We start from the raw sequence: 24296 nt of genomic DNA, 5'->3' as shown, positions 1-24296 counted from the left end.
GGTCTCGGATGGTCTTGCCGTCCCGCGAACGGGATCCCGATCTTCGTCGGGCGGGAATTCCGCCAACCGCCGATCAGCCGGCGGTCCAGTCCCTCCGTTCGGGAAGGGGAGGATAAAAGCGCGATGGAGCCGGTGAGAGGAATCGAACCTCCAACCAACCGCTTACAAGGCGGACGCTCTACCATTGAGCTACACCGGCCCACAGGAAAGATTATATGACATCAATTCCGCGGGGACACAATTCCGCGGTGACACGCATCAGGCGCTCCGCGCGTCCATGCACAAGGGGGATCCGCTCCCGGAAATGAAGCTCCGCATCGGCATCTCGCCGTTCGGCCTCAGTGCGTCCCTCTTGTTAAGCGAAAAAGGGGAGCGGATTCGAGCCTCCCCTAAACCGACCGTAGCGCATCTCATCAAGGAGGCGGCGTACCCTCTCGCCGACCCTTTCCGCACAGGCAGGGCGTCGAGACCCAGAGCGGAACAGGATCAACCGTAGCGCATCTCGTCAAGGAGGCGGCGTATCCTCTCGCCGACCCTTTCCGCACAGGCAGGGCGTCGAGACCCAGAGCGGAACAGGATCAACCGTAGCGCATCTCGTCAAGGAGGCGGCGTATCCTCTCGCCGACCCTTTCCGCACAGGCAGGGCGTCGAGACCCAGAGCGGAACAGGATCAACCGTAGCGCATCTCGTCAAGGAGGCGGCGTATCCTCTCGCCGACCCTTTCCGCACAGGCAGGGCGTCGAGACCCAGAGCGGAACAGGATCAACCGTAGCGCATCTCGTCAAGGAGGCGGCGTATCCTCTCGCCGACCCTTTCCTCAAGAGGGACGCGCCGGGCTGCGGAACTCCTCATCTCCTCCCGCGTCTCCTCCGCCGCCTCGCGCGCTCTCTCCAGCAGCGACCTCCCGTCGATGGCGCGAGCCCCGAAGCCCGCGGCCAGGGAGGAGAGCACGCGGTCGGAGGTCGCCACCGCAACCTCGCTCACCTCCGCCCGCGAGGTCATACTGCGGGCCGCCCTCTCGATGAAGGAATCGGCCGACTGCGTCCTGCGCGTGAACACCACCGTTATTCCGCCGCGCTCCTCGAAGACCGGCTCGGGGTTGGGGGAACCCGCGGCGTCGAATACCACCATCAGCACCCCGTAGCGTCCCGGCGCAGCCAGGGGCTGCAGCTCCCTCACCAGACCCTCCCTGGCGGCGTCCATGTCCGACTCCACGAGCCGCGACAGCTCCTCGTGCGCATAGATGAGGTTGTAACCGTCCACCAGCAGCGCTTTCAAGGGTTCGCCACCTGCCTTCACAGGCCCTTTCGCTGCCGCAGGGCTTCGTAGATGACGATGGCGGCGGCGGCGGATACGTTCAGGGAGCCCACCTTCCCGAACATGGGCACGCACACCAGAGCGTCGCAGTTCTCCCGCACCAGGCGGTGCAGCCCCTCGCCCTCCGACCCCATCACCAGGGCCAGCGGCCCCGTGAGATCGGATTCATAACATGTCTGCTCCGCCCGCGCGTCCGCGCCCACCACCCACAGGCCTAGCTTTTTCAGCTCCCGCATCACGCTTACCAGGTTGGGCACGGTGGCTATGATAAGGTTTTCCACAGCCCCCGAGGAGGAATGGAAGACCGCCGGGGTGACGGGGGCGGCGCGGCTGCGCGGCAGGATGAGGGCGTCTATCCCCGCCGCCTCGCACGTCCGGGCCACGTTCCCGAGGTTGCGCGGGTCGGTCACCCCGTCCAGCAGCACCACGAAGGCATCCCTCTTCTTTTCCAGTTCCTGGTATATCTTCTTGAAGGTGGAATAGCGATACGGCTCCACCCGGAGGATCACCCCTTGATGGTTGTCGCTCGCCGCCAGGCGGTCGATCTCGCGGCGCGGCAGCGTGGTCACATCCAGGCGCCGCGCCCGCGCCGCCGCCAGGATCTCGTCCAGGATCCTGGCAGGCTGCATGCCCTCGGCCATGAGCAGCTCGTAGGCGGCTCGCCTGCCCCGCAAGGCCTCCAGAACCGCGCGCCTTCCCTCTACCTGTTCGTACCTCAATCCTCCACCTTTCCTCTCCGCGTGTTTGTCAGCCCCAGCCGCCGGATCGATTGCGCACCCGCGACATCATCGCGCCGGGTAAGGCATCCGTGCGCCGGCGCGGGACCTTCCACGATTTCTTGCGCATTCCCCTCCGGGTTCCCGTCTCCCCCGCGTACCGCCTCCGAGCACGCCACGACGGCGTGTGCATCTCCGGCGTCAAGCGTCAGGGCGGGGACGTCCACTCGGCGGGCTCACGCCTCTTTTCCCATGAATTTCCAGCGCTGCCCCTCGCGCAGGTCGTCCACGCGTATGCCCATCTCGCGCAGGCGCGAGCGGATGAAGTCGGCGGTCTCGAACTGCTTCCTCTCCCGTGCCATGGCCCTCACCTCCAGGAGCAGCTCCACCAGGCTCTCCGCCGTGGGAAAGGCGCCCACTTCCTCGTGAGGGGAGACCTCCCCTACCGCGCACGCCGCCTCCTCCTCGTCCTCCGGATGGGGAGCGAACAGCCCCAACACCCGGCACAGCTTGAGCAGGACGTCGCGGCCGTGGCTCGCCACCATGGGCGAGGCGGGGGTCTGGAACTGCTGCTGCTCGTCCAGGTAGGTGTTGAGCTCCTTCACCAGCTCGAAGATAACGCCCATGGCGCGGGCGGTGTTGAAATCGTCGTCCATGGCCTCCTCGAAGCGGCGCTCGAAGTCGAAGAAGGAGTCGGAGAGCTCCACCTCGCGCTGGGTGCGCGCCGGGGCCACGCGCGCAGGCGGCCTGGCGATGAAGGAGTCCAGGGCGAAAAGGCAGTTCTCCAGGCGCTCAAGGGCGCGTTTCGCCTCCTCCAATGCCTCGGGCCCGAAATCGATGGGGCTGCGGTAGTGGGTCTGGAGGGCGAGGAGGCGCACCGCGTCCGCCGGGTACTGCTTGAGGATATCGCGCACAAGGATGATGTTCCCCAGGGACTTGGACATCTTCTCCTCGCGGATGTTCACGAAGCCGTTGTGCACCCAGTAGCGCACGAAGGGGCCTTCCCCGCTGTAGGCCTCCGACTGCGCGATCTCGTTCTCGTGATGGGGGAAGATGAGGTCCTGGCCGCCGCCGTGGATGTCGAACCCCATCCCCAGGTGCTGCAGGGACATGGCCGAACATTCTATGTGCCATCCCGGCCGCCCCATGCCCCAGGGAGATTCCCAGGCAGGCTCGCCGGGCTTGGAGGCCTTCCAGAGGGCGAAATCCATGGGGTGGCGCTTGCGCTCGTCCACCTCCACCCTCTCGCCCGCCCGCATCTCCTCCAGGCTGCGCCCGGAGAGCTTTCCGTAACCCTCGAAGCTCTCAACGCTGAAGTACACGTCCCCGTCCACCACGTAGGCATGGCCTTTCTCCACCAGGGTACGGATCATTTCCAACATCTGGGGGATGGTCTCCGTGGCGCGGGGGGTGACGTCCGGCGGCAGCACGTTGAGGGCGTGCATATCCTCGTGGAAGGCCGCCTCGTAGAAGCGCGCTATCTCCTGTGGGGTCTTTCCTTCCTCGCGGGCGCGGTTGATTATCTTGTCGTCCACGTCGGTGAAGTTCTGGACGTAGAAGACCTCGTAACCCTTGTAGAGCAGGTAACGGCGGATGACGTCGAAGACCAGGTAAGCGCGGCCATTGCCCACGTGGATATAGTTATAGACGGTGGGGCCGCAGACATACATGAGCACCCTGTCCTCCTCACGGGGGCGGAACTCCTCCTTGCGCCGGGTCATGGTGTTGTGGATGACCAGGGTCAACCCGCCACCTCCCCACCCTCTCCGGGCGCCTGCCGCGCGTCCATGCCCGTGTTCCTATCCAGGCTCTCCTCGACCCGGTAAAGCTCCTCCTCGGCGCGGCGCAGCTTCTCCTCGGTGATCTCCAGCTCCAACTGGGTGCGCACCAGGCGGTCCTCCAGCTTGCGGATCATCCCGTCCAGGGCTTCTATGCGGTCCATGACCGGGTCGGGGATGGCCTCGTGATGGAGGTCCACCACCGGCTCGCCTTCCTGTACCACCACCTTGCCCGGCACCCCCACCACCGTGCAGCGCGGGGGCACGTCGCGGATCACCACCGCACCCGCCCCCACCTTGGAATGGTCCCCGATGGTGATGGGGCCGAGCACCTTGGCGCCCGCGGCTATGACCACGTTGTTGCCCACGGTGGGGTGGCGCTTCCCCTTTTCCTTGCCCGTCCCCCCCAGGGTAACTCCCTGATAGAGAGTGACGTAGTCGCCGATCTCCGAGGTCTCCCCGATGACCACCCCCATGCCGTGGTCGATGAATACCCCCTTGCCGAATCTCGCCCCGGGGTGGATCTCGATGCCGGTGAGGAAGCGGTTGAGGTGGGAGATGAGCCGCGGCAGCACCGGCACCTTCCTCTCCCAAAGCCAGTGAGCCACGCGGTGCATCCAAAGGGCGTGGAGGCCGGGGTAGGCCAGGATGATCTCCAGGGTGCTGCGTGCCGCGGGGTCGCGGTCGCGCACCGCCTCTATGTCCTCCCTCAACGTCTCGAACATCCGTCCTCCTTCCGGGTCACACAAAGCCCATTATAAATGCCGCAGGTACAAGTTTTAAGGGGTCAGCCCCGGACATGGGACACCTAGACGTGGGGCCAGATCTTCAGTCTTCGATCGCAACAGCGCAAAAGCGGTCATCTATACCTGATAACCTTTAAGTGAAAAGCCTTATGACACGATCTTCGTCTTCAGTTGTCATGACTCAGGGCATTCTCAGCGTGGTTTTTTCAAACTCGATCGAAGATATGACCCCACGCCCCAGTGACCCCACGCCCCACCCATCGAAGATTGAAGATCTGACCCCGTTTGGATTCAATTCCATTTGCGTATCCTTGCCGCGCATTCCTCAGGCCCAAGGACGAAAAGGAGGTAGGGCAGCGCCGGGCCGTGGTCCCTGCCGGTAAGGGCCACCCGCAGGGGCATTAGTATCTCCCTGGCCTTGAGGTCCCTGTCCATGAAGGACCGCTTGAGAGAGCCCACGTACTCGCGGCAGTCCTCCAGACTCTCCAGGGATGACGCCTCCATGAGCTCCAGCGCTCTCTCCAGTACCCTCCGCGCCGTATCCCCGTGCAGCCATTCCGCCGCGGTCTCGGAGGGAGACACCGCTTCGCCGTAGGGCTCGAGGTAGCGCGGCAGGTCTCCCAGGGTGGTAAGATTATCCAATATGGATTCGACCATCGCGGAAAAGCGGGGGTGGCGCGACCACGCGGGCGCGAAATCCTCCGCCAGGGAGATGAGCTCTTCCGGGCTCAGGCGGCGCAGGTGCTTGCCGTTGAGCCAGTCCAGGCGGGCGCGGTCGAAGACCGCCGGGGAGGCCGAGAGGTCTCCCACGTCGAAGAGCCTCACCAGTTCCTGGAGGGAGAGGACCTCCCTTCCCTCAGGCGGTGACCAGGAGAGCATGGCGAGATAGTTGGTCAGCGCCGCGGGAAGATAGCCGGCCTCGCGGTATTCACGCACCGTAGTGGCGCCGTGGCGCTTGCTCATCTTTGCCCCGTCGGGACCCAGCAGCAGCGAGTGGTGGAGGTACATGGGGGGCTCGTACCCCAGGGCGTCGAAGAGGAGCACGTGCCTGGCGGTGTTGGTGAGATGGTCTTCGCCGCGGATGACGTGGGTGATGCCCATGGCGGCATCGTCCACCACCACGGAGAAATTGAAGCCGGCGCTGCCGTCAGAGCGCAGGATGATGAAGTCGCCCACCGACCCCGGGGGAAAGCGCACGTAGCCGTGCAGCAGATCCTGGAAGGCCACCTCACCCTCCAGGACACGGAAGCGCAGGGCGGGCTTTCGGCCCGCCGCCTCCTTCTCCTCCCTTTCCCGCCGTGAGAGGTCCCGGCAGGTACCGCTATACAGGGGCGTCCTGCCCTCCGCCAGCGCACGCCGTTTCTCCGCCTCCAGCTCCTGCGGGGTGCAGTAGCAGAGGTACGCCCGGCCGGACTCCACTAGTCTTGAAGCGTGTTCGCGGTATATCTCGCCGCGTTCACTCTGGCGGTACGGGCCGCATGGCCCTCCCACGTCCGGACCCTCGTCCCAGTCCAGCCCCAGCCAGCGCAGGTCCTCGCATATGGACTCCTCGTGCTCGCGGCTGGAGCGCGTGGGGTCGGTGTCCTCTATGCGCAGGACTACCTTTCCGTCCTGGCCTCGCGCGAAAAGCCAGTTGAACAGGGCGGTGCGGGCGGAGCCGAGGTGGAGGCCTCCGGTAGGGGAAGGCGCGAACCTCACCTTTATCATCCGCTCATCACCCCCTGTCGTCCGTCCTTCAGGGAAACATTGGCTGGAAGCCCGCCGGAGCGGGCCGTCCCGACCTATTATAACCCGCCTGTCAGGCAGAAAAACGGAAGGGACCGCCTCATGTGGGATTTAGGATGGCGCGGCTCTCTCACACGGGAGTGGCCCTGACGGTAAGCCTGTCATCTTCATCCAGCTCCCACTCCACGTGGCTCTCCTTTCCGAAGGCCAGCTCGTATAGGGCCTGCGCGAAACCGACCACCATGAGGTGCAGGGTGGCGTTCTCCAGCTCCATGTACAGGCCTGAGGAGGCCATGGCGAACCTGCGCAGGTCGCCCAGTCCGCGGAAGGCGAACTGGGTACGGAAATCCGCCTCGCTCAAGAGGCCTTCGATGGAATAAAACCCTCCCTTGATGAACCGCCTCTGGGCATCCACCACTTCGCGGGCTATGCCCTCCCCCAGCTCATCCTCCAGGGCTGAGAACACCTCGCGCAGGCCTGCCTCGCCGTTGAGGGCCATTCTGCGGTCCGTGTACAGGCTCTGCACGAAACCGCGGTCGAGCATCCACAAGAAGCGGGCGAGAACGGAGGGGGCGCCGCAGGAGGCGCAGCGCTCGATGTCCGCTTCTCCCGGACGGTACTCGTATTCCCTGCGCCTGAAGACCCGTCCCCATTCGACCTCATGCCGGGAACGCATGAAACGCACCTTGCAGTAGTCCCGAGAGGCCTCCAGATACTCGAACCACCAGTCCCCTCCCACCATGGCCTCGATGCCTCCCAGGAGGTTCCCGACCCACAGGGGGATGGAGAAGGGATCCCGGACCTCGACCAGGGCGTAGTCCTCCTCGTCGTCCTGGTAGCGCAGCTCCAGCAGCCGCCCGAGCCCCATGCCCATCATGCGCGTGGACTCGAACTGGGCGGCGACGGCGGCGTCGAGCAACGAGGGGTTGCCGCGCAGCATCTGCCGAAAGCCGTCGGGGAGATATTTCAACACGAAATCCCTGGCGCTCTGGCGCCTGCTCTCGATGACCAGCGGCTCGAGAGAAATGCCCACCGCCTCGCCCACCATGGCGAAGAGGGGGTCCAGGTTCTCGCATTCCAGGAGCAACAAGCGATGTCCCTGATCCTTACGCTGGACGATGGCCCCGCTGTCCAGCCACAGGATCTCGTTGACCACGAAAGAGGGGACGCCGCATCTCGAGCACAGCTCGCCGTTCATCGATCCAAACGCCCCCCGTGATTCGCCATCCACGAAATCGCTTCCTGACGCCATGATTTTAACAGAAATAGAACGGGGGCGGGTTCCCGTTTTCACGGCGTCGGGGAGGAAGGCCAGAAAATAGCCCGGGATATGATCTCCCGGCAGGAGGAGTCACAGGGGCAAGACCGGCCTAAGGCATAAAGAGGAAGAAACGGGGGCTGTCCGTGAGTTCCAGACCTCGGCTGGAGGAAGGGGTTGCCGCTGCCGCGCTTCCAGACCCAGCTCGGGAGGGGAAGGAACGGACCGGTCATCGGCTCAGGGCCCGGAGGTAGGAACGAGTAGTCCAGGCATCAGGCTGCCAGCCCAGGCTGGAGGAAGGGGTTGCCGCTGCCGCGCTTCCAGACAATACCAGGAACTTGCGACCCAGAACATCGCGACGCGGCCGGAAGAGCTTCCGCTGATCCCACGGCTCCGCCTCCACTCAACCTTTCCCCGGAGATACCTGGACCTCAAGGTCGCCATCGTCGTGGAGCTCCCACTCCACTTCGCTCTCCACCCCGAAGGCCTTCTCGAACAAGCCCTGGGCGAGGCCCACGCCCAACAGGTGCAGGGTGCTGTTCTCAAGGCGCAGGCTCACCCCGCTCCGCCCCATCTTCAGCTCCCTCAGGTTGCCCAGCCCGCGAAGGGCGAGCTGCAGGCGCATGTTCTCCTCGCTGGCGACCTCTTCCACGGCGAAGAAACCGGACTCCACGAAACGCTTCTGGGCCTCCACCACCACGCGGGGGATGGTGTCTCCCAGCTCTCCCTCCAGCTCGTCGAAGATGGGGTCGATCATGGAGGGGCCGGTCATGACCATCCTGCGGCCGGTCATCGTGCTCCTTATGGAGCCGTTGGCCTGGTCCCATTTATAGGAGGAGAGAGCGGCGGGCACGCCGCAGCCCGGGCATCGCTCGAAATCGATATCCCCGGGCTTCAGGGGCTTCTCGTAGTCCCTCCAGCGCAGCCTCTGCCTGAGCTCCGGAGGGTTCTCGGCCTCGAATATCTTGATGCCGAAGACTCCCGGGGTGGTCTCCTCGAACTCGATACCGGGCTCCTTGCCTATTATCGCCTCTATGGAACCGGCGAAATTCCCCACCGCCAGGGGAACGGAATAGGGCCTTTCCGCCAGCACGCGAATGTAATCGTCCTTCTCGCGGCGGTAGCGTACCTCGTCCAGGGCGAGCCTGCCGTACCCCATGACGCGCCAGATGATGAAGGTGGAGTCGAAGACCAGGTCGAGGTCCATATCTCCAGCGCGGATCATCTCCTTCACGTCGTCGGGGATCACCCTGTCCATGTAATGTTTCGTGGACCTCCGCGAAGCGTCGATGACCATCCGCTCCACCGGCATGCCGATGAGCTCCCCTATACCCTTGAAGAGAGGGTCCAGGTTGCCGCACTCGAAGAACACCAGCCGCTGGCTCTCCTCCCGCGCGGGCTGGATGACCCCGTTGTCAAGCCACCTGTGCTGGCTGCTGATATAAAGCGGCACGCCACAATGGGGACACACGTTGACGTTCGCCATATACCTTTCCTCCTTTACCTACCATTAAGTAGATTCGTCCCCGGGAACGTCGGGCTTGAAACGCCCTGGTACCGTTCACCGGCGGCAAATATATTACAGGCATTCTGCCCCCGCCGCCTCACTCGAAAGGGGGATGTCTTGCTCTCACGCGGCATGATCGCATGGCATCCGGCGTTCGCCTGCCACCGCAGTATTCGCGTCACGGACATTTACGCGTGCCTCCGTTCGTCGGTCAGCGAAGTGCAGGTCCTGTCATTGAGAGGCTTTTGCCGGCATGATCAGGAGACAGACCCACCCTATATCGCAGGACGTGCATATTATAATACCTGTCGGTAACTTAACAAGAGGTTACATCGCCGGGTGTACGGCTTGAGGTTGAACCGGAAAAGCGGGCGGAAGAAGAGGCGCGGCTCAATACGTTCGAGCAGATAGGTGGGGCGGTGGAGGAATGTGAGGTAAAGCCGGTCAACTCCAGGCGGGGCAAAGGCGGAGCTTGAGGAAAAGCGGGCGGAAGAAGAGGTGCGTCCCAATACGTTCGAGCAGATAGGTGGGGCGGTGGAGGAATATGAGGTAAAGCTGGTCAACTCCAGGCGGGGCAAAGGCGGAGCTTTAGGAAAAGCGGGCGGGAGAAGGGGTGCGGCTCAGTAAGAGGCGACAGGACCGAGGCAAGTCCAGGGCAAGTCCATAAGGCTAGGCGCTGATGGTGCCCTCGACCATAAAACGCACGTGCTCGCCGATGTCCACGGCGTGGTCAGCTATGCGCTCGAAGAACCTGGCCACCATGACCACGCGTACCGCCACCTCCAGGTCCTCCTCGCGCCCGCGGTCGAACTCCTTGAAGAACTTGCGGTGCAGCCTGTCCACGGCGTCGTCCATGGCGTCCAGCTCCCCGGCCATCTCCACGCTGCGTTCCTTGAAACACTCAATGGAACGCTCTACCAGACGCAGGGCGCGGCGCGCCATCTCGTCGATGGCCTCCCGCATCCACGAGCTGACGTGATCGGAGGGGATATGCTTCACCGCCTGGGCGATGTCCTCGCAGAGGTCGGCCATGCGCTCGAAGTGCTGAGCCATGCGCATGATGACCACGATCATGCGCAGATCCACTGCCACCGGAGCCTGCAGGGCGATGAGCTCCAGCCCGCCTTCCTCGATACGGTCGATGTAGGCGTCGAAGAGGTCGTCGCCGGCGATGATCTCGTCAGCCAGTCCGCGGTCCAGGGTGGCGAAGCAGATGCGCGTCTTCTCGATGGCTTCCAGGAGGTCGGCACCCATGCGCAGCGTCTCCGCGTACAGCTCGTCGAGCCGCTGATGAAAATCTTTCCTTGGTTCCATGTTATTCCTCCTCGGGCGCCTTAGCCGAACCTCCCGGTGATGTAACGCTCCGTGCGCTCATCCCGGGGCTTGGTGAAGATGACGTTGGTGGTATCGTACTCCACTATCCTCCCCGGATCACCCTGCTCCTCGATCATGAAGAAGGCGGTGTAGTCGCTCACCCGCGCCGCCTGCTGCATGTTGTGGGTCACGATGACGATGGTGTACCTGGATTTCAGCTCCACCAGCAGGTCCTCGATGCGCTGGGTGGCGATGGGGTCCAGTGCGGAGCAGGGCTCGTCCAGCAGGATGACCTCCGGCTGCACCGCCAGCACGCGCGCGATGCACAGGCGCTGCTGCTGGCCCCCCGAGAGGGATAGGGCGGAGCTCTTGAGCTTTCCCTTCACCTCGTCCCAGAGGGCCGCGGCGGTCAGGCTGCTCTCCACGATGTCGTCCAGTATCTCCCGGTCCTTTATCCCGAAGAGGCGAGGCCCGTAGGCTACGTTGTCGTATATGGACTTGGGGAAGGGGTTGGGCTTCTGGAAGACCATGCCCACGCGCTTGCGCAGCTCCACCACGTCGCAGTCGCGGCGGTAGATGTCATCGCCGTCCAGGGTGACCTGCCCCTCCACCCGCGCTCCCGGGATGAGGTCGTTCATACGGTTGAGGCAGCGCAGCGCGGAGGACTTGCCGCACCCCGAGGGCCCGATGAAGGCGGTGATGCTGCATCTCTCTATCCTCAGGTCGATGTCCTCCAGGGCCTTGAAGCCGTGGTAAAAAAGGTTGACCCCCTGGAACTCGAACTTGCCGTCCGCCTCATTCATGTCCGCTCACCGTCCCCGTCTTCTTCGCCAGCAGGCGCGCCAGCAGACGGGCGCCCAGGTTGAGCGCCAGGACCAGCAGCAGCAAGAACGCCGCCTCGCCGTTGGCTATCCTCATCCAGTCCGACACCAGCGCCCCCTCGGTGTAGGTATGCCAGATGTGCGCCGCCATGGGGGCCGCCGGCTGCAGGGGAGAGACCGGGACCTTGCGTACGAAGATACCCACGGTGTAGATGACCGCGGCGCTCTCCCCCACGATCCTCCCCATGGCGAGCACGGCGCCGGTGGTGATTCCCGGCGCGGCGCTGGGCATAACCACCCGCTTCACCGTCTCCCAGCGCGTGGCGCCCAGCGCCAGGGAGGCCTCGCGGTAGGAGGCCGGCACGGCCTTCAGAGCCTCTTCGGAGGTGCGCATCACCGTGGGCAGGTTGAGCAGGGTGAGGGTGAGGGCTCCCGCCAGGAGCGAATATCCCAGCCCGAAATAGATGACGAAGAGCACCATGCCGAAGATGCCGAAGACCACCGAGGGCACCGCGGAAAGGGAATCCGCGCCGAAGCGCACCAGCCTGGTCGCCCGGCCCTCACGCGCGAACTCGGACATGTAGATGGCGGCTCCCACGCCTACCGGCACCACCAGGACCGCCGTGAGCACGGCCAGGTAGAAGGTCGATACCACCATGGGCCATATCCCTCCCCCTTCCCTCAAGGCCTGGGGCTTCCCGAACAGGAACTTGGGATCCAGGGCTATGCCCAGTCCGCGCGCGAAGATGGTCACGAGGATTAAGGCCAGGATGCCCAGGCCAACCGCGGCCACCGCCCAGGTCACGGTGGTGAAAGCGCGGTCGGCGAGGGCGGCGCGGCGCCTTTGCCTTGCGATGCTCTCCCTGAGGATCCTTTCGAGTCGCTCGTTTTTGAGCTCGCACAAGCCGCCCGCGACCTCCACGCGCGGGCCGCCGTCCTTCACCGTGCCGACCTCCGTGCCGTTCATGCCGCCCCCTTCTCACCGCGCGAGACCACCCTTGCCAGGGCGCGGCGCCTTTGCCTTGCGATGCTCTCCCTGAGGATCCTTTCGAGTCGCTCGTTTTTGAGCTCGCACAAGCCGCCCGCGACCTCCACGCGCGGGCCGCCGTCCTTCACCGTGCCGACCTCCGTGCCGTTCATGCCGCCCCCTTCTCGCCGCGCGAGACCACCCTTACCAGGGCGATGAGGGCCATGGATAGCAGCAGCAGCACCAGCCCCATGGCGAAGAGCGCCGAGCGCTGCACCCCCGTTGATTCACCCATCTCCATGAGGATCTTGGTGGTCAGGGTGTGGGTGGGGGAGGTCAAGGAGGTGGGGTAGGCGGTCGCCGGGCCGATGACCAGGGCCACGGCCATGGTCTCGCCGACTGCCCTTCCCATGCCCAGGATCACCGCCACCAGGATCCCCGGCTTCGCGGCCGGAAGGAGCACCCTGCGGACGGTCTGCCAGCGGGTGGCCCCCATGGCCATGGAGGCGTCCAGGTAGGACCTGGGAACCGCTTCCAGGGCATCCCGGGTGATGGCGGTGATGGTGGGCAGCACCATGATGGCGAGGATGATGGAGGCCGCCAGTATACCCGTGCCGGGGCTCCTGGTGGCCGTCCTGAGCCAGGGGACCATGACCGTGAAGCCCAGCCACCCCAGTACTATGGAGGGGACACCCGCCAGCAGCTCCACGCCGCGGGTGAAGAACGACCGAACCCGCCGGGGGGCCATCTGGGACAGGAACAGTGCCGAGCCGATGGCAAGGGGGGTGCCCAGGAGAAGCCCCCCGACGGTGGTCGTAAGCGTGCCGGTGATGAAGATGAGCATGCCGTAATGGCCGCTCCCGGGATCCCAGGTGGAGGAGAAGAGGTTCGCGGGGCCGGCCTTGGTGAAGGCGGGCATCGATTCTTTGGCCACGAAGAAGACGATCAGCAGCACTCCCAGGACCGTCATCATGGACAGCACGAAGAGCGTCTTCCTGACCACCCATTCCCTGTCGATGCCTCGCAAGTCCGACCCCCCTTGCCTCTTCTCCAGCCACTGGACCCGGTATGGAACGCAGGCAGGAACCCAGTACCTAGATCTGGGTCATGGGGATGTATTCCTTTGCCACCACCTCGTTCTGGAACTCGTCCGAGAGCACGAAGTCTATGAAGGCCTTGGCCAGCCCCGTGGCCTCTCCCTTGGTGAACATGTGCAGGTAGCGGGAGAGGGGATAGGTCTTGTTGACCGCGGTCTCCTTGTTGCCCGTCACGCCCCCGTACTTGAGGGCCTTGACGGAGCTGTCGAGGTAGCCCAGGGACACGTATCCGATGGAATGCGGCGTGGAGGCCACGGTCTGGCGCACGATGCCGTTGCTGTTGCACTCGATGGCGCCGGCCATGGGCTTCTCCTTCTTGAGGGCCTTCTCGTCGAACATCTCCCTGGTCCCCGAGGCCTCGTCGCGCACCACCACGGTTATGGCGGCGTCCGGTCCTCCCACCTCTTTCCAGTTAGTGATCTTGCCGGTGAAGATGTCGAACACCTGGTCGGCGGAAAGGTCGTCCACCGGGACGTCCTTGTGCGCGATGACCACGATCACGTCCAGCGCTATCTCGTGATCCACCAGCCCCAGGCTCTTCTCCTCGTCCTTGAGGCCGCGCGAGGCGTTACCGATGTCCATCACGCCCTCGGCCACGTTGGAGATGCCCACGCTGGAGCCTCCGCCCTGCACGTTGACGTTCACCTCCGGGTTCTCGTCCATGAACATCTCCGCCGCCTCCTGGGCCAGCGGGAGCACGGTGGTGGAGCCCGAGAGCTTCAGGCTGCCCGATAGCTTCGGCTTCTCCGGCTCCGCGGGTTTCTCCTCGCCCTTGTTGCCACAGCCAGCCGCGGCGAGGGCCAGGACCAGCGCGAGAACAGGCAAGAATACCAGCATCGCGCCCGTTTTCTTCCTCATCATTCCTTTCCTCCTTTTCCTTTCACTCTCCCTCATTCACCCGACCAACCGGCTTTCTTCCCAGACGGCTCTCGCCGCTCAACGGAAGGCCGCCCTCTTTATGCCAAGCCCCCAGGCGCCTATGGCGTGGCGGACATCGGCGGGGAACATAAATCTCACCGTCCCCAAGCCCCCATGCGCCTCCGGGGTGGAGCGCCCCGATCTCGAGCGCGCATGGGAACGCCTCGCGTTCCGAGACCCGCCAGCCCGGCACCTTAACATCTGGGCATGTTGCATTCTCACAACGTCGATTCCATGCATTGGGGATTAAAAGCGGGTATCTCGCGGTTTAAATCTAGTGAACGAAACGGTTAACAATGGGTTAATCGGGATCTGATCTACGATCTTCGATGGGGACGTGCTCACGTGGATTGCGAATAGGGGTCGGGGGTTGGCAGCGCATAAACGATTGTCTCTCTGGAAAAGTTCATGCGCTCTGGACAAGAAGCAGAGCAATTAATAAGCCTGGTAGCTTATAAGAATTTGTGTCTGGACCGCTAGAGGAACAATAGGTAGCCTTCCTCTTGTAAGGAAAGCAACCAAACAAGGAGGAAGGCTATGGCTAAAGGTGATGGGAATGCCACGAGAGAAACGGCCGCACAGGTAAGGGAAGAGGTCAAGCGGAGAGAGAAGGCCATCATGCAGAGACTCATGGCCGAGGAAAGAGAGCTCTATCTGGAGGAAAACCCCGAGGACAGGGGCAACGGGTTTTAAGAGCGATCCCTGGCCGAGCCCTTAAACCGCGCCTTCATCCGTCACTGCCTCATCAGGCTGCTCCGCGCTCCCGCCGGGGCAGGTAAAGAGTGATGACCACACCGTCTTCGTCGGCATTACGGACTCCTACCGCGCCTCCGTGGAGGTCGGCAAGGTCTTTTATCACCGAGAAATACCCCAGCGGCTCCCGGAGTCCCTCTATCTCCGCCATGTCCAGCGATATCGGGCGGCAGAAGAGGTCGCGTGTGGTGCGCAGTTCCTCGAAGGGTATCGTTCCCCTTTCGCAGCTCACGCGGATGTGCTCGCGCGTGTCATCGCGGCCCCAGGAGACCTTCACGGCGCTCCCCGCGTGGCTGTAGAACATGGCTGCCTCGATCATGTTGTTCAACGCGGACCTCAAGAGTCCTCGGTCGGCACGGCAGGCGAAGTCATCTTCTCCATTTTCCGCGACCAGCGTCACTCCCTTTGCGTGGGCTCTGTCACGTTTGCTCTCCAGGCATTCCGAGACCAGATCGGTCAGCAAGATCTCCTCCTGGATCATTTCTCTCACCTCCTTTCTACCTTCCGTTCTTTTCCTTGCTTATCCGTCCTGTGCCGGTAACCAATGTCCCCGGCACCGATGTCATTGAAAACCACCGCGATTAAAAGTGGGTTAACGGAAGATAAATATTTGGGGTCACATCTTCGATCTTCGATGGCGGCGACTTACGCCGTCTTTCTCTGCTCACAAGCAGCTCCGGCCGCAAGACCGGACCTCGAATGCACGGGCTTAATGTTCAAGCCCTGGAGCAATAACATCGAAGGTCTGGCCCCATTTTGGAAGCCGGATGGTGAAGGTGGAGCCCTCGCCCTCCGCGCTCCTCACCTCCACCGTGCCGCCGTGCAGGTCCACGATGTGCCTGACGATGGACAGTCCCAAGCCCGTGCCGCCCGTCTCGCGCGAGCGCGCCCGGTCCACGCGGTAAAAGCGCTCGAAAACGCGCGGGAGCTCCTCCCTCTTGATGCCGATGCCCGTGTCCTCCACCTCGATCAAGGCGGATGCGCCGTCCCCTTCCCGTACGGCCACCCTCACCCTTCCCCCCGGCCGGTTGTACTTTATGGCGTTGTCCAGGAGGTTGTTGATGGCGGTCCTCAAAAGGCCGCGGTCCGCCACCAACGCCAGTTCCTCGCCCGCCTCCCCCAGCTCCAGCTTCACCCCGAACCTCTCGGCCATCTTGCCCTTGTCCTCCAGGCAGTCCCTCACCAGCCCCACCGGCTCGAACTCCTCGAGCTGAAGCGAGGTCTCCCTGGCCTCCAGCCTGCTCAGGGTCAATAGGTCCTCGACGAGTTGTGAGAGCCTCGCCGCTTCGTGCCCGAGGTCGCGCAGGAAACGCTCCGCCCTCTCCCGATCATCCAGCGCTCCCCCCTGCAGGGAATCGGCGAGGGCCCTTATGGTGGCTACCGGAGTGCGCAGCTCATGGGAGACGTTGGCCACGAAATCCTGGCGCATGCGGTTCAAGCGTGAGAGCTCGGTGACGTCCTCGATGACGCTCACGGTGGAGACGACCTTCTCATCCGAGCCCTTCACGGGGTTGGCCTTGACGCGGAGATTCACCCACCGGGGGTAGAGCAGCTCGATCTCCTCGTCCACGACCTCTCCCTCGACGGCCCTGGAGATGATGATGTCGAGCTCGCGGCTGGAGAAGACCTCGATCACGCGCCGCCCCTCCACCTCCACCCCTCCCAGGCCCATGATCTCCTCGGCGGCATGGTTGAGCATCGCGATGCGAGCCTCCGAGTCCGTCACCATGATCCCCGCAGATATGTTGTCTATCAGCGCCTCCAACCTGCCACGTTCGCTCCTCGCTTCCTCGATCCATCGCCGCACCTGATCAGCCATGGCGTTGAAGTCCTTCGCCAGAGCATCGAACTCCTCTATCCCGGGTTCCGCTACCCTGCGGCTCAAATCCCCGGAGGCCAACCCCGACGCGGCTTCCCGCATCGCCGCCAGCTCCCCGGTCAGTGACCTCTCCGTCCACAGGCTGGCGGCCACGACCACCATGAGGAGGGCTCCGAAAGCTGCCAGGATTATCCACCACACCCCGAAGACCGCCGGAGAGACGTCCTCCTCCTCCAATGCCACGCGGGTGACCCCGACGACCCGCCCCTCTACGCGCACCGGGGCGGCGGCGTATATGAAATCTCTCCTCAGGGTCCGAGATTCCCGGCGGGCGGAAGCCGTACGGCCCTGCAGAGCCGACGCCACCTCGGGCCTGCCGGCGTGGTTCTCCATCTCCTCGGCGGGGAAATCGGAGTCCCCAAGCACTCTGCCCGACGCGTCGATGACCGTGAGCCGTGCCGGCAGGTCCGAGGCCAGGCTCTCCAGGTAGGCGTCGAAGTCCTCTTCCTCCATCTCCAGGTCGCCCAGCGGGTCGAAGTAGGGCTGGAAAATGCGCGCGAAGAGCTCCGCCTGTTCCTTCAGGGTGTCTTCCTCGCGGGACAGGGTGAAGGACCTGATGGGAATGACTACCAGCAGGGCTACGGCGACCAGAAGAAACGCGGTGATCAGGGTGTATCTGGTGATGAGGACGCGCCGGAGGCTTCTTTTCATCTCTCGGCTCCGCCCGCCTCGAAGCGGTAGCCAACCCCGCGCACGGTGATGATGTGTCGCGGATTGGCCGGGTCCTCCTCGATCTTCTCGCGCAGGCGCCGGATGTGCACGTCTAGGGTCTTGGTCTGACCGTAGAAATCGCCCTCCCATGCCTTGTTAAGAAGGTATTCGCGCCCCAGGGCCTTGCCGGGATTGCGCATGAACAGCTCGAGCAGGCGGTACTCCATGAGGGGCATCTCCACCACCTTTCCCCCCACGGTGACCTCGTGCCTGTCCGCGTCCAGGACGATGTCTCCCGCCGCCAGGCGTTTTGTCCTGGACGTCGAGGCCACGCCTTCCCCGGCCGCGCGCCGCAACACGGCGCGCACGCGCGCCACCAGCTCGCGCATGTTGAAGGGCTTGGTGATGTAGTCGTCGGCGCCCATCTCCAATCCCAGGATCTTGTCCACGTCGGCGTCCTTGGCGGTGAGCATGATCACGGGCGTGGAGCCCGCTCCTCTCACGCGGCGGCATATCTCCATGCCGTCAAGCCCCGGGAGCATGAGGTCCAGGAGTATGAGGTCGTAATCGCTCCCGGAGAACATCGCCCAGCCCTTCTCGCCGTCGAGGGCGATGTCCACCTCGTAGCCCTCTTTCTCCAGGCTGAACTCGACCGCCTCCGCCAGGGGCCTCTCGTCCTCGATGATGAGTATCTTCTTCAAAGCCGGGCCTTTTCCGGATCTCTCGCTCGCCGTCATCGCATCACCCACTTAATATAACACCGGGCACCTTGCACCGCGAAACGCGTGACAGAGAAGCCCGAGGGGGCCCCTTCTCCGTGTGGGAGGCAGTCGGAGTCAGCGCAATATCTCCATGATGGCTTTCCCCTGCCCCGTGTTGTCCATGAAAAGCCCGCGCACGCGGCCGAACCCGTCGGCATAACGGAAGAAAAGGATAGAGGCAACGCCCTTGGCATAGAGAGGTATGAGGGCATTGGTGTGTTCGTCGCTGTACCACTCCATGCCCGGAAGGTTGCCCCTCCCGTTGTTCACGATGGGCTGCATCCTGCCCGCAGCGGCCGATCCAGGCCCGCAGAGATAGCCGCACTCGTGGTCGCCCGTCACCACCAGCAGTGTCTCGGCCCAGTTGCCGTTACGATGCACCCACTCTATGACTGCATCTACCGCGTCGTTGAATTCCGTCTCTTCCTCGATCATACGACCGCTCTGGTTGTGGTGGCTGGCCCAATCGACCGCGCCTCCCTCGACCATGAGGAGAACCCGTCGCGGTCGTTGTCGAGCACGTTGAGGGCTCCCCTGGTCATCTCCGAAAGGGTCGGCACGTTCTCGTTCAAGGGCACCCGGTAGGGATCCGCATTCTTGTCGCCGCTCCTGCCCTGCTGGAGCGTGGCGTGTGCCTGGGCGGTGCCGCAGACGCGCTTGGGAGTGGCGCCGGACGCCAGGACCTGGGACTCGGAACGGTTCTGGAACAACTTCCAGGCATCATCCATTATCCCGTTGTGGCCGGCATCCACCCCTGCCCGCCGTGCCGGCGACCAGCGCATCCCACGTCGCCTGTTCGCCCACGTATTTGAAGCTGATGGGAGAAGATACCGGCTTGCCGTCATCATCAAAATAGGGATGGCCGCATCCCATGATGACGTCGGTAGAGCTGCCCGCGATCATCTCCCTGGCGATCTGAGCATAGTTGTTCCGCGAGGTGTTGTGGGCGACGAAGCCGGCGGGGCGGCATGGCTCCACTGCACGCTGATGACGACCCCGGTGGCCATCCCCAGCTCCTCGGCGCGCTGGGCTACGAGGTATAAGGGATTGTTGTTGATGTCCACCCCGATGGCGCCTTTCCTGGTCTCGACAGAAGTGGACATGGCGGTGGCGGCGGAGGCCGAGTCGGTGGCGTTCGCCTTCACGTAATTGAAATCGCTCCAAGCGCGCACGGGATCGTAGCCGAGCAGCGTGTAGACGCCGTTCACGAGCTCGTACTCGTAGGTGCTCATACCCAGCCTCACGGGAAAGTGCTCGTAAGCCTGGGCTTTCTTGCGCCCCGCCTCGTAATAATCGGTTGTTCAACAGACGGCGGCCAAGCACCCTCCGGGCGCATGACGCAAGTCATGCAGAAGGCATGGAGGGCACTTTTACGGTAAAGGTGGATCGATCGGCGGTTCAACGGGCTGGGGCCCGGAACTAGCCATACTGTGCTTACGTAAGTTCAATGAGTCGTCCGCGAGCGCCTGGGGGCGGAGGCGGGGCGGGCACGAGCCCTGGCAGGGTGGCGACCCGGCCCCGAGCGCCTGGGGGACGCCGGTGCGTAAAGAATTCTGTCTGGGCTCCTGGAGGGACAACAGACAACCTCCTACCTGTAATGGAAACAACCGAACAAGGAGGAAGGGCGTGGCTAAACGTGTTGAAAATGACACGCAAACGTTAACAAGTCGTTACCTGCCATAAACCCGCATTTAATTCGGCGCCCTTGCAATAGATATCGGAAGCTTCCCGACGAGGCACCATTGAGGAGGTGAATGCATTGGACGAGGAGTATCTAGAGGACCGCGGGATGGATGACGCCGGGAGCGAGAAGCCTTACGGAGACTCACGCAGCAACGGAAGCAAAGGCTGTAACCACAGCTTCTCGAGCCATCCGGGTTACCACGAACCCGAGTTCATGGAGACGGAGGAGGCTCGCGTCATCGACATCATGGATGCGACACACCCCCACATATACTTCGACGATTAATCCAGTGAAGAATACGATTACATCGGCGAGGGTTAAGGGGGCAGTGCGAGCACTCCAGGGGAAAGCAGTGGTGCATTAAACGACTTTAATCGCGTGGGCGGGACGTCACGGTGTCCGGGGCCGGCAGGTAGATGAGGAGGTGACAGGATTTGGATATCATGCAGCAATCGGTTATCGGCGGGCTGAGGCTGTATTACCAGGCCGCGTTCGGGACCGCCGATATGGTCCAGGACCAGGCACAGAGGCTCTGGAAAATGCTCCTCGAGCAGAACGGCAAGATGCGCAACGAGCTGGAATCCATCACCGCTTCCTGGATGTCCAACCTGGAGCGGAACCGCGAGGCCTGGCAGAAGTATCTCGATAAGAATCTCGCTCTCTTCGAGGAACAGGCGAGCAGCGGCGACGGCGGCCTCTATGCGCCCACCAGGTTGTTCAAGACCTGGCTGGAGCTGCAGGTCGAGATGATGCGCAGTTGGATGGGAACCGACTGGATGGGCATATGGGGTTTCCCGGTGGCCACGGCTGCCACGGAGGCGGAGAAGGAAAAGGCGGGAGAGGTTGTCTCCAAGAGCAAGTGAGCCGCCCCCATATACCCGGGCAACGGTCACGCCCGAGTTCACCGGAACAGCCGGGACCCTCCGGGGTCCCGGCCACCTTTCAAATGGAGGACGCAGATGACCAGGGAATTCCTGAAGACTTCGTATTTTTTGCAGGAACTGGAGGAGGCCAACGGCAAGATCCTCTGTGATCTCCTGTTGATGGCCCGCCTGGCGAACATCTCGTTGGGCATCATGACCAAAGCGGTACCGCGCCATGACGAGGACGTCGAATTATATTTCCATACCCGGAGGACCATCGAGAGGCTGCAGAAGGAATCCTTCCGCCAGGCCCAACTCCTGTCGGCCCTCAAGGACGAGCTCATCCACGGCAAGGACGGAGAGAGGAGCGCGGTGCCTCCCTGCGTCCTTTTCGACTACGAGAAGGAGGCCGTGTAGCATCGCGTGCGCGAAGGAAGCAAGCGGTGCGCAGCCTTGCGGACAGCCTCCACGTCATGACGTCTTGCAGGCTTGCCCCGGCGAGTTCCGTGGAGCAGGTGCCTGGGGCTCTCGGCAGGCTCCTCCCTGTCACGAAGCTTTACCGGTCTGTCCGCTCCTGCCGGCACGGATTCCGCCGCGGACTCCGGCGCAAAGACGGCCACGGCAAAAGCGGGCCTCGAAGGGGCGTCGGGATGCCCCTTCGGAATCCGTCCATCGTTCTCCGTGCCTGCCCCTCGTGCGATGAGACAGGGGGCGGGAAACTGCAGGTAGTATCAACGCCTTAAACCCGGGCTCCTAAAGGTCCTCCCGGCGACGGCGGGGCGGGAACGGCGGTGGAAGTCGGGAAGCGGTCAGGACGGCCTTCCCGATCCGGCCTCCCACGGGGCATCGGGAGGTTCCTCTCCGGCGCGCAGCGCCTCCAGGGCGGCGAACCACCACCCCGGGGAGGAAAGAAGCCAGGCGCAGGCGTCTTCGGCGCCTGCCTCATCCGTGAAATCCACGCGCAGCAGCTCTCTGGACTTGCTCTTTCCCAGGAAGGAGCGCGGCCCGGAGATCGCCGTTATGCTGTCTGGTGGGATGAAGATCTCCGTCTGGGGGATGAGCTGGCGGAAGCGCAGGCCTCGGTCGGTAAGGGCCAGGAGGCCGTTTCCCCTCCACTGCCGGTACCCCTTCGACAGGCGCCCCAGGTAATTGCAATCCTCGACGTTGTAGACCTTTTCCTTCCCCTCCTCGGTGATCTCGCGCAACCGTTCCGCGGCCTCCGCCCGCAGGCGCCTGACCCACCAGGCGATAAACACGAGGTCGACGAGGAGGTTCGCCACCACGACGAGGATGATGACCAGAGCGAGCATACGCACTCCTTTTCGCGCCACGCTTCCCTGTTTGGAGTATCGAGCCGGGCCGAATATGACTTAAGCCTGACCACGGCGGAGATAACGTCCTGCTCGCCAGCAGGGCTCGATTATCGAGCAGCGCCCGGTTCACCTCTTATCATGGTCGAGACTGCTCAAGGGAAGTGGAGGAGACGTGGGGTAATGGGGGATTTGACCATCAAGCCGTGCCGAATCTTGCTGAAAAAGCTCTTCAGGGTGCCCCGGAGGCAGGGCGGTCATCCGTCGCGCCCGTCGACAGCCGCCCTGCACCCGGGAGGACCTAAAGTCACCGCCCTGATGCATCCGATTGACATCATAAGACGGCGCACCCATACTGACCGGGTGTGCGCGTCTCGGAGAGAGATACGCGAACGGCAGGACGTTGTAGTACGGGGGCGGCTCTGGACGACGCGAAGAGGATAGCGAAGAACATAGCCTTGATCGTGGGTGGGGGCACCTTCCGCGCGGTGCTCATGCCTCTTTTCACCATCCTCATCGCCAGGCATCTGGGCACGGAGGGCTTCGGCGCCTTCTCCTTCGCCCTCTCCCTGGCCTCCATCCTGGTCATCGTGGGCGAGATGGGCCTGCCCAAGATGGTGGTGCGCGAGCTCGCCAACCACCGCGAGGACGTGGCGCGCTACATCGGCGACCTATCGGTGCTGAGGTTGCTGGCGGGGCTGGCGAGCACGGGGCTGGTCGCAGTCATCCTGCTCTTCGCGCCCAGGAGCCCCGACGGACGATTCCCCCTCTTCCTCATCGGGCTGAGCCTGCTGGTCTTCACCGGGATGCGGCGCTTCTTCGACGCCATCTTCCAGGCCTTCGAGGTCATGAAATACCAGGCCCTGGTGGACGTAGTGGACATCCTCCTCACCTTCGGCGTGGGCACGGCCCTGCTCTTCAACGGCTACGGGCTCATGGGGGTGGCCTTCGCCATGATGGTGGGGGCCACGGTATCCATGGCTATGGACTTCATCATCCTCACCCGCAAACTGGGCAAGCCCGTCTTCACCTTCGATCTGGCATTCTGGAAAAAGATGGTAGTGGGCGCCATACCCTTCGGGGTCATCGGGGTGCTCACCTTTTTATTCGGGTACTCCAACACCGTGCTGCTCTCGCTTTTGAGGGGGAACGAGGAAGCGGGGCTCTTCAGTTCCGCGTATCGCGTGATCTGGATGCTGGCCATCATCCCCGCCACCTGCATGACCGCCGTGTTCCCCTTCCTCTCCAGGGTGGGGAAGTCGCCCGGCGGCCGGCACCACGCCGCCATCCGCCTGGTGGTGAAGTACCTCGCCTGCCTGAGCCTGCCTTTTTCGGGCCTCTTGGTGATCTACGCGCCCCAGGTGATATCCGCCGTTTACGGCCGGGAATACGCGGGGGCCGCGCCGGCGTTGTGGGCGCTGGCGGCCATACCCCTCTTCAGCTTCGCCTACATCCCCCTCATCGACCTGCTCAACTCGCAGTACAAGCAGCGCCTCAGCGTGATCGCCATCCTCCTCTGCGCCGCCGTCAACACCGGGCTCTGCCTCATCCTCGCGCCCCTGCTTGGACTGATGGGGGCGGCGGTGAGCACCCTGGTAGCCGAGGCCTGCCTGTTCGCGTGCAGCGCGTTCTTCTCCTGGAAACACCTGGGAGTCAGTCCGCGCATCTTCCGCCTCTGGAAACCGCTGGCCGCTTCCGCCACCGCCGTGCTGTCCATGCTGCCCCTGCGCCACGTGCTGCCTCCCGTGGAGATGGTGGTTGCCTTTCTCCTCATATACCTGGCGGCCCTCCTGCTCCTGCGCACCTTCGACCATGAGGACCGACGCCTGGTACGCTCCCTCCGAGCTTCAACAATGGGGTCAGCCCCGGACATGGGACATTTTCCAGCAGAAACCTAACGCTAGACCGTTCTAATCATTGTCCTGACTCGTCTCCCTCCGGGGCTCCTCCCTCCGGTGATCGAAGTTTCTCCTCCCTCCGGTTATCGAAGTCTCGAACTTTGATTCAACGGAACTTCCGAGCCATGAATATAATCAATCCATAGAAGCCCAGGTAAATCCCCATATGGGGTTGAATCATGCCTGGTCATGTTGCTAAGATTACAAAGGCGCCATCGATTATATAGTACCTTTACAACAAGGTATGATTATGATATAAAGTTGCTAATATGTATGTGCAGACTATCCGCAACCGCCGGGGAGACAGGACCTATACCTACCACCTGCTCATGG

At 63.3% G+C, this 24296-nt stretch carries 26 protein-coding genes and 1 tRNA gene; 5 read left to right on the top strand and 22 right to left on the bottom strand.

Features of this window, described 5'->3' with window-relative positions:
• Positions 1-124 precede the first annotated feature (124 nt).
• The 14 genes from H5T74_08470 to H5T74_08405 form a co-directional block, all read right to left on the bottom strand.
• Positions 125-199 (bottom strand) — tRNA-Thr (locus tag H5T74_08470).
• Between the two features lie 563 nt (positions 200-762).
• The gene (locus tag H5T74_08465; GenBank protein ID MBC7230406.1) at positions 763-1278 is read right to left on the bottom strand and encodes an NYN domain-containing protein; all 516 of its coding nucleotides are present in this window, start codon (positions 1276-1278) and stop codon (positions 763-765) included.
• A gap of 17 nt (positions 1279-1295) precedes the next feature.
• Positions 1296-2036, bottom strand: a complete 741-nt coding sequence (rlmB, locus tag H5T74_08460; GenBank protein ID MBC7230405.1) for a 23S rRNA (guanosine(2251)-2'-O)-methyltransferase RlmB — start codon at positions 2034-2036, stop codon at positions 1296-1298.
• 233 nt (positions 2037-2269) lie between these two features.
• Positions 2270-3778, bottom strand: coding sequence for a cysteine--tRNA ligase (locus tag H5T74_08455; protein MBC7230404.1), 1509 nt, complete (start codon positions 3776-3778; stop codon positions 2270-2272).
• Positions 3775-4536, bottom strand: a complete 762-nt coding sequence (gene cysE / locus H5T74_08450) for a serine O-acetyltransferase (protein MBC7230403.1) — start codon at positions 4534-4536, stop codon at positions 3775-3777. Before cysE ends, H5T74_08455 begins: the two co-directional genes overlap by 4 nt.
• A 312-nt stretch (positions 4537-4848) precedes the next feature.
• The gene (locus H5T74_08445) at positions 4849-6264 is read right to left on the bottom strand and encodes a glutamate--tRNA ligase (GenBank protein MBC7230402.1); all 1416 of its coding nucleotides are present in this window, start codon (positions 6262-6264) and stop codon (positions 4849-4851) included.
• Between the two features lie 148 nt (positions 6265-6412).
• Positions 6413-7480 carry a hypothetical protein gene (locus tag H5T74_08440; GenBank protein ID MBC7230401.1) on the bottom strand — a complete coding sequence of 356 codons (1068 nt, stop codon included), beginning with the start codon at positions 7478-7480 and terminating at the stop codon, positions 6413-6415.
• A 463-nt stretch (positions 7481-7943) separates the two neighbouring features.
• Positions 7944-9026, bottom strand: coding sequence for a hypothetical protein (locus H5T74_08435; GenBank protein ID MBC7230400.1), 1083 nt, complete (start codon positions 9024-9026; stop codon positions 7944-7946).
• 690 nt (positions 9027-9716) lie between these two features.
• Positions 9717-10361 carry a phosphate signaling complex protein PhoU gene (phoU, locus tag H5T74_08430; protein MBC7230399.1) on the bottom strand — a complete coding sequence of 215 codons (645 nt, stop codon included), beginning with the start codon at positions 10359-10361 and terminating at the stop codon, positions 9717-9719.
• A gap of 20 nt (positions 10362-10381) precedes the next feature.
• Complete coding sequence (gene pstB, locus H5T74_08425) at positions 10382-11164, bottom strand: phosphate ABC transporter ATP-binding protein (GenBank protein MBC7230398.1); 783 nt, start codon at positions 11162-11164, stop codon at positions 10382-10384.
• The gene (gene pstA / locus H5T74_08420; GenBank protein ID MBC7230397.1) at positions 11157-12149 is read right to left on the bottom strand and encodes a phosphate ABC transporter permease PstA; all 993 of its coding nucleotides are present in this window, start codon (positions 12147-12149) and stop codon (positions 11157-11159) included. Before pstA ends, pstB begins: the two co-directional genes overlap by 8 nt.
• Entirely contained in the window at positions 12146-12322 is a 177-nt protein-coding gene (locus H5T74_08415) for a hypothetical protein (GenBank protein MBC7230396.1), read from the bottom strand. Before H5T74_08415 ends, pstA begins: the two co-directional genes overlap by 4 nt.
• Positions 12319-13176: a phosphate ABC transporter permease subunit PstC gene (gene pstC, locus H5T74_08410; GenBank protein MBC7230395.1), complete on the bottom strand. Its 858-nt coding sequence runs from the start codon at positions 13174-13176 to the stop codon at positions 12319-12321. The genes H5T74_08415 and pstC overlap by 4 nt, the downstream gene beginning before the upstream one ends.
• Before the next feature lie 67 nt (positions 13177-13243).
• On the bottom strand, positions 13244-14107 hold the full coding sequence (locus tag H5T74_08405) for a phosphate ABC transporter substrate-binding protein (protein MBC7230394.1): 864 nt from the start codon (positions 14105-14107) through the stop codon (positions 13244-13246).
• Between the two features lie 594 nt (positions 14108-14701).
• Here H5T74_08405 and H5T74_08400 point away from each other — a divergent pair.
• Positions 14702-14857, top strand: coding sequence for a hypothetical protein (locus tag H5T74_08400; protein ID MBC7230393.1), 156 nt, complete (start codon positions 14702-14704; stop codon positions 14855-14857).
• Between the two features lie 52 nt (positions 14858-14909).
• On the opposite strand, the gene H5T74_08395 is transcribed toward H5T74_08400, so the two are convergent.
• The 7 genes from H5T74_08395 to H5T74_08365 form a co-directional block, all read right to left on the bottom strand.
• A complete protein-coding gene (locus H5T74_08395) occupies positions 14910-15407 on the bottom strand; it encodes a hypothetical protein (GenBank protein MBC7230392.1) in 498 nt (165 codons plus the stop codon).
• Positions 15408-15626: 219 nt separating this feature from the next.
• Entirely contained in the window at positions 15627-17447 is a 1821-nt protein-coding gene (locus tag H5T74_08390) for a PAS domain S-box protein (GenBank protein ID MBC7230391.1), read from the bottom strand.
• Positions 17444-18148 (bottom strand): response regulator transcription factor, encoded by a 705-nt coding sequence (locus tag H5T74_08385; protein MBC7230390.1) that lies wholly within the window; start codon positions 18146-18148, stop codon positions 17444-17446. The genes H5T74_08390 and H5T74_08385 overlap by 4 nt, the downstream gene beginning before the upstream one ends.
• Before the next feature lie 135 nt (positions 18149-18283).
• Positions 18284-18697 carry an alkaline phosphatase gene (locus tag H5T74_08380; protein ID MBC7230389.1) on the bottom strand — a complete coding sequence of 138 codons (414 nt, stop codon included), beginning with the start codon at positions 18695-18697 and terminating at the stop codon, positions 18284-18286.
• Positions 18640-18936, bottom strand: a complete 297-nt coding sequence (locus tag H5T74_08375) for a hypothetical protein (GenBank protein ID MBC7230388.1) — start codon at positions 18934-18936, stop codon at positions 18640-18642. The genes H5T74_08380 and H5T74_08375 overlap by 58 nt, the downstream gene beginning before the upstream one ends.
• Positions 18929-19111, bottom strand: a complete 183-nt coding sequence (locus H5T74_08370) for a hypothetical protein (protein MBC7230387.1) — start codon at positions 19109-19111, stop codon at positions 18929-18931. Before H5T74_08370 ends, H5T74_08375 begins: the two co-directional genes overlap by 8 nt.
• Positions 19108-19440 (bottom strand): alkaline phosphatase, encoded by a 333-nt coding sequence (locus tag H5T74_08365; GenBank protein MBC7230386.1) that lies wholly within the window; start codon positions 19438-19440, stop codon positions 19108-19110. The genes H5T74_08370 and H5T74_08365 overlap by 4 nt, the downstream gene beginning before the upstream one ends.
• A gap of 527 nt (positions 19441-19967) precedes the next feature.
• On the opposite strand from H5T74_08365, the gene H5T74_08360 reads away from it, so the two are divergent.
• The 3 genes from H5T74_08360 (at position 19968) to H5T74_08350 (ending at position 21172) form a co-directional block, all read left to right on the top strand.
• Entirely contained in the window at positions 19968-20177 is a 210-nt protein-coding gene (locus H5T74_08360) for a hypothetical protein (protein ID MBC7230385.1), read from the top strand.
• A 158-nt stretch (positions 20178-20335) separates the two neighbouring features.
• Positions 20336-20755: a hypothetical protein gene (locus H5T74_08355; protein ID MBC7230384.1), complete on the top strand. Its 420-nt coding sequence runs from the start codon at positions 20336-20338 to the stop codon at positions 20753-20755.
• Positions 20756-20851: 96 nt separating this feature from the next.
• Complete coding sequence (locus tag H5T74_08350; GenBank protein MBC7230383.1) at positions 20852-21172, top strand: hypothetical protein; 321 nt, start codon at positions 20852-20854, stop codon at positions 21170-21172.
• A gap of 392 nt (positions 21173-21564) precedes the next feature.
• On the opposite strand, the gene H5T74_08345 is transcribed toward H5T74_08350, so the two are convergent.
• Positions 21565-22065, bottom strand: coding sequence for a hypothetical protein (locus H5T74_08345; GenBank protein ID MBC7230382.1), 501 nt, complete (start codon positions 22063-22065; stop codon positions 21565-21567).
• A 458-nt stretch (positions 22066-22523) separates the two neighbouring features.
• Here H5T74_08345 and H5T74_08340 point away from each other — a divergent pair, with 458 nt between their 5' ends.
• Positions 22524-23963, top strand: coding sequence for a flippase (locus H5T74_08340; protein MBC7230381.1), 1440 nt, complete (start codon positions 22524-22526; stop codon positions 23961-23963).
• The last annotated feature ends 333 nt before the right edge of the window (positions 23964-24296 follow it).

The organism is Actinomycetota bacterium, assembly GCA_014360645.1.
Lineage (GTDB): Bacteria > Actinomycetota > Geothermincolia > Geothermincolales > RBG-13-55-18 > Solincola_B.
This window is presented reverse-complemented; position numbering and strand designations above follow the sequence as displayed.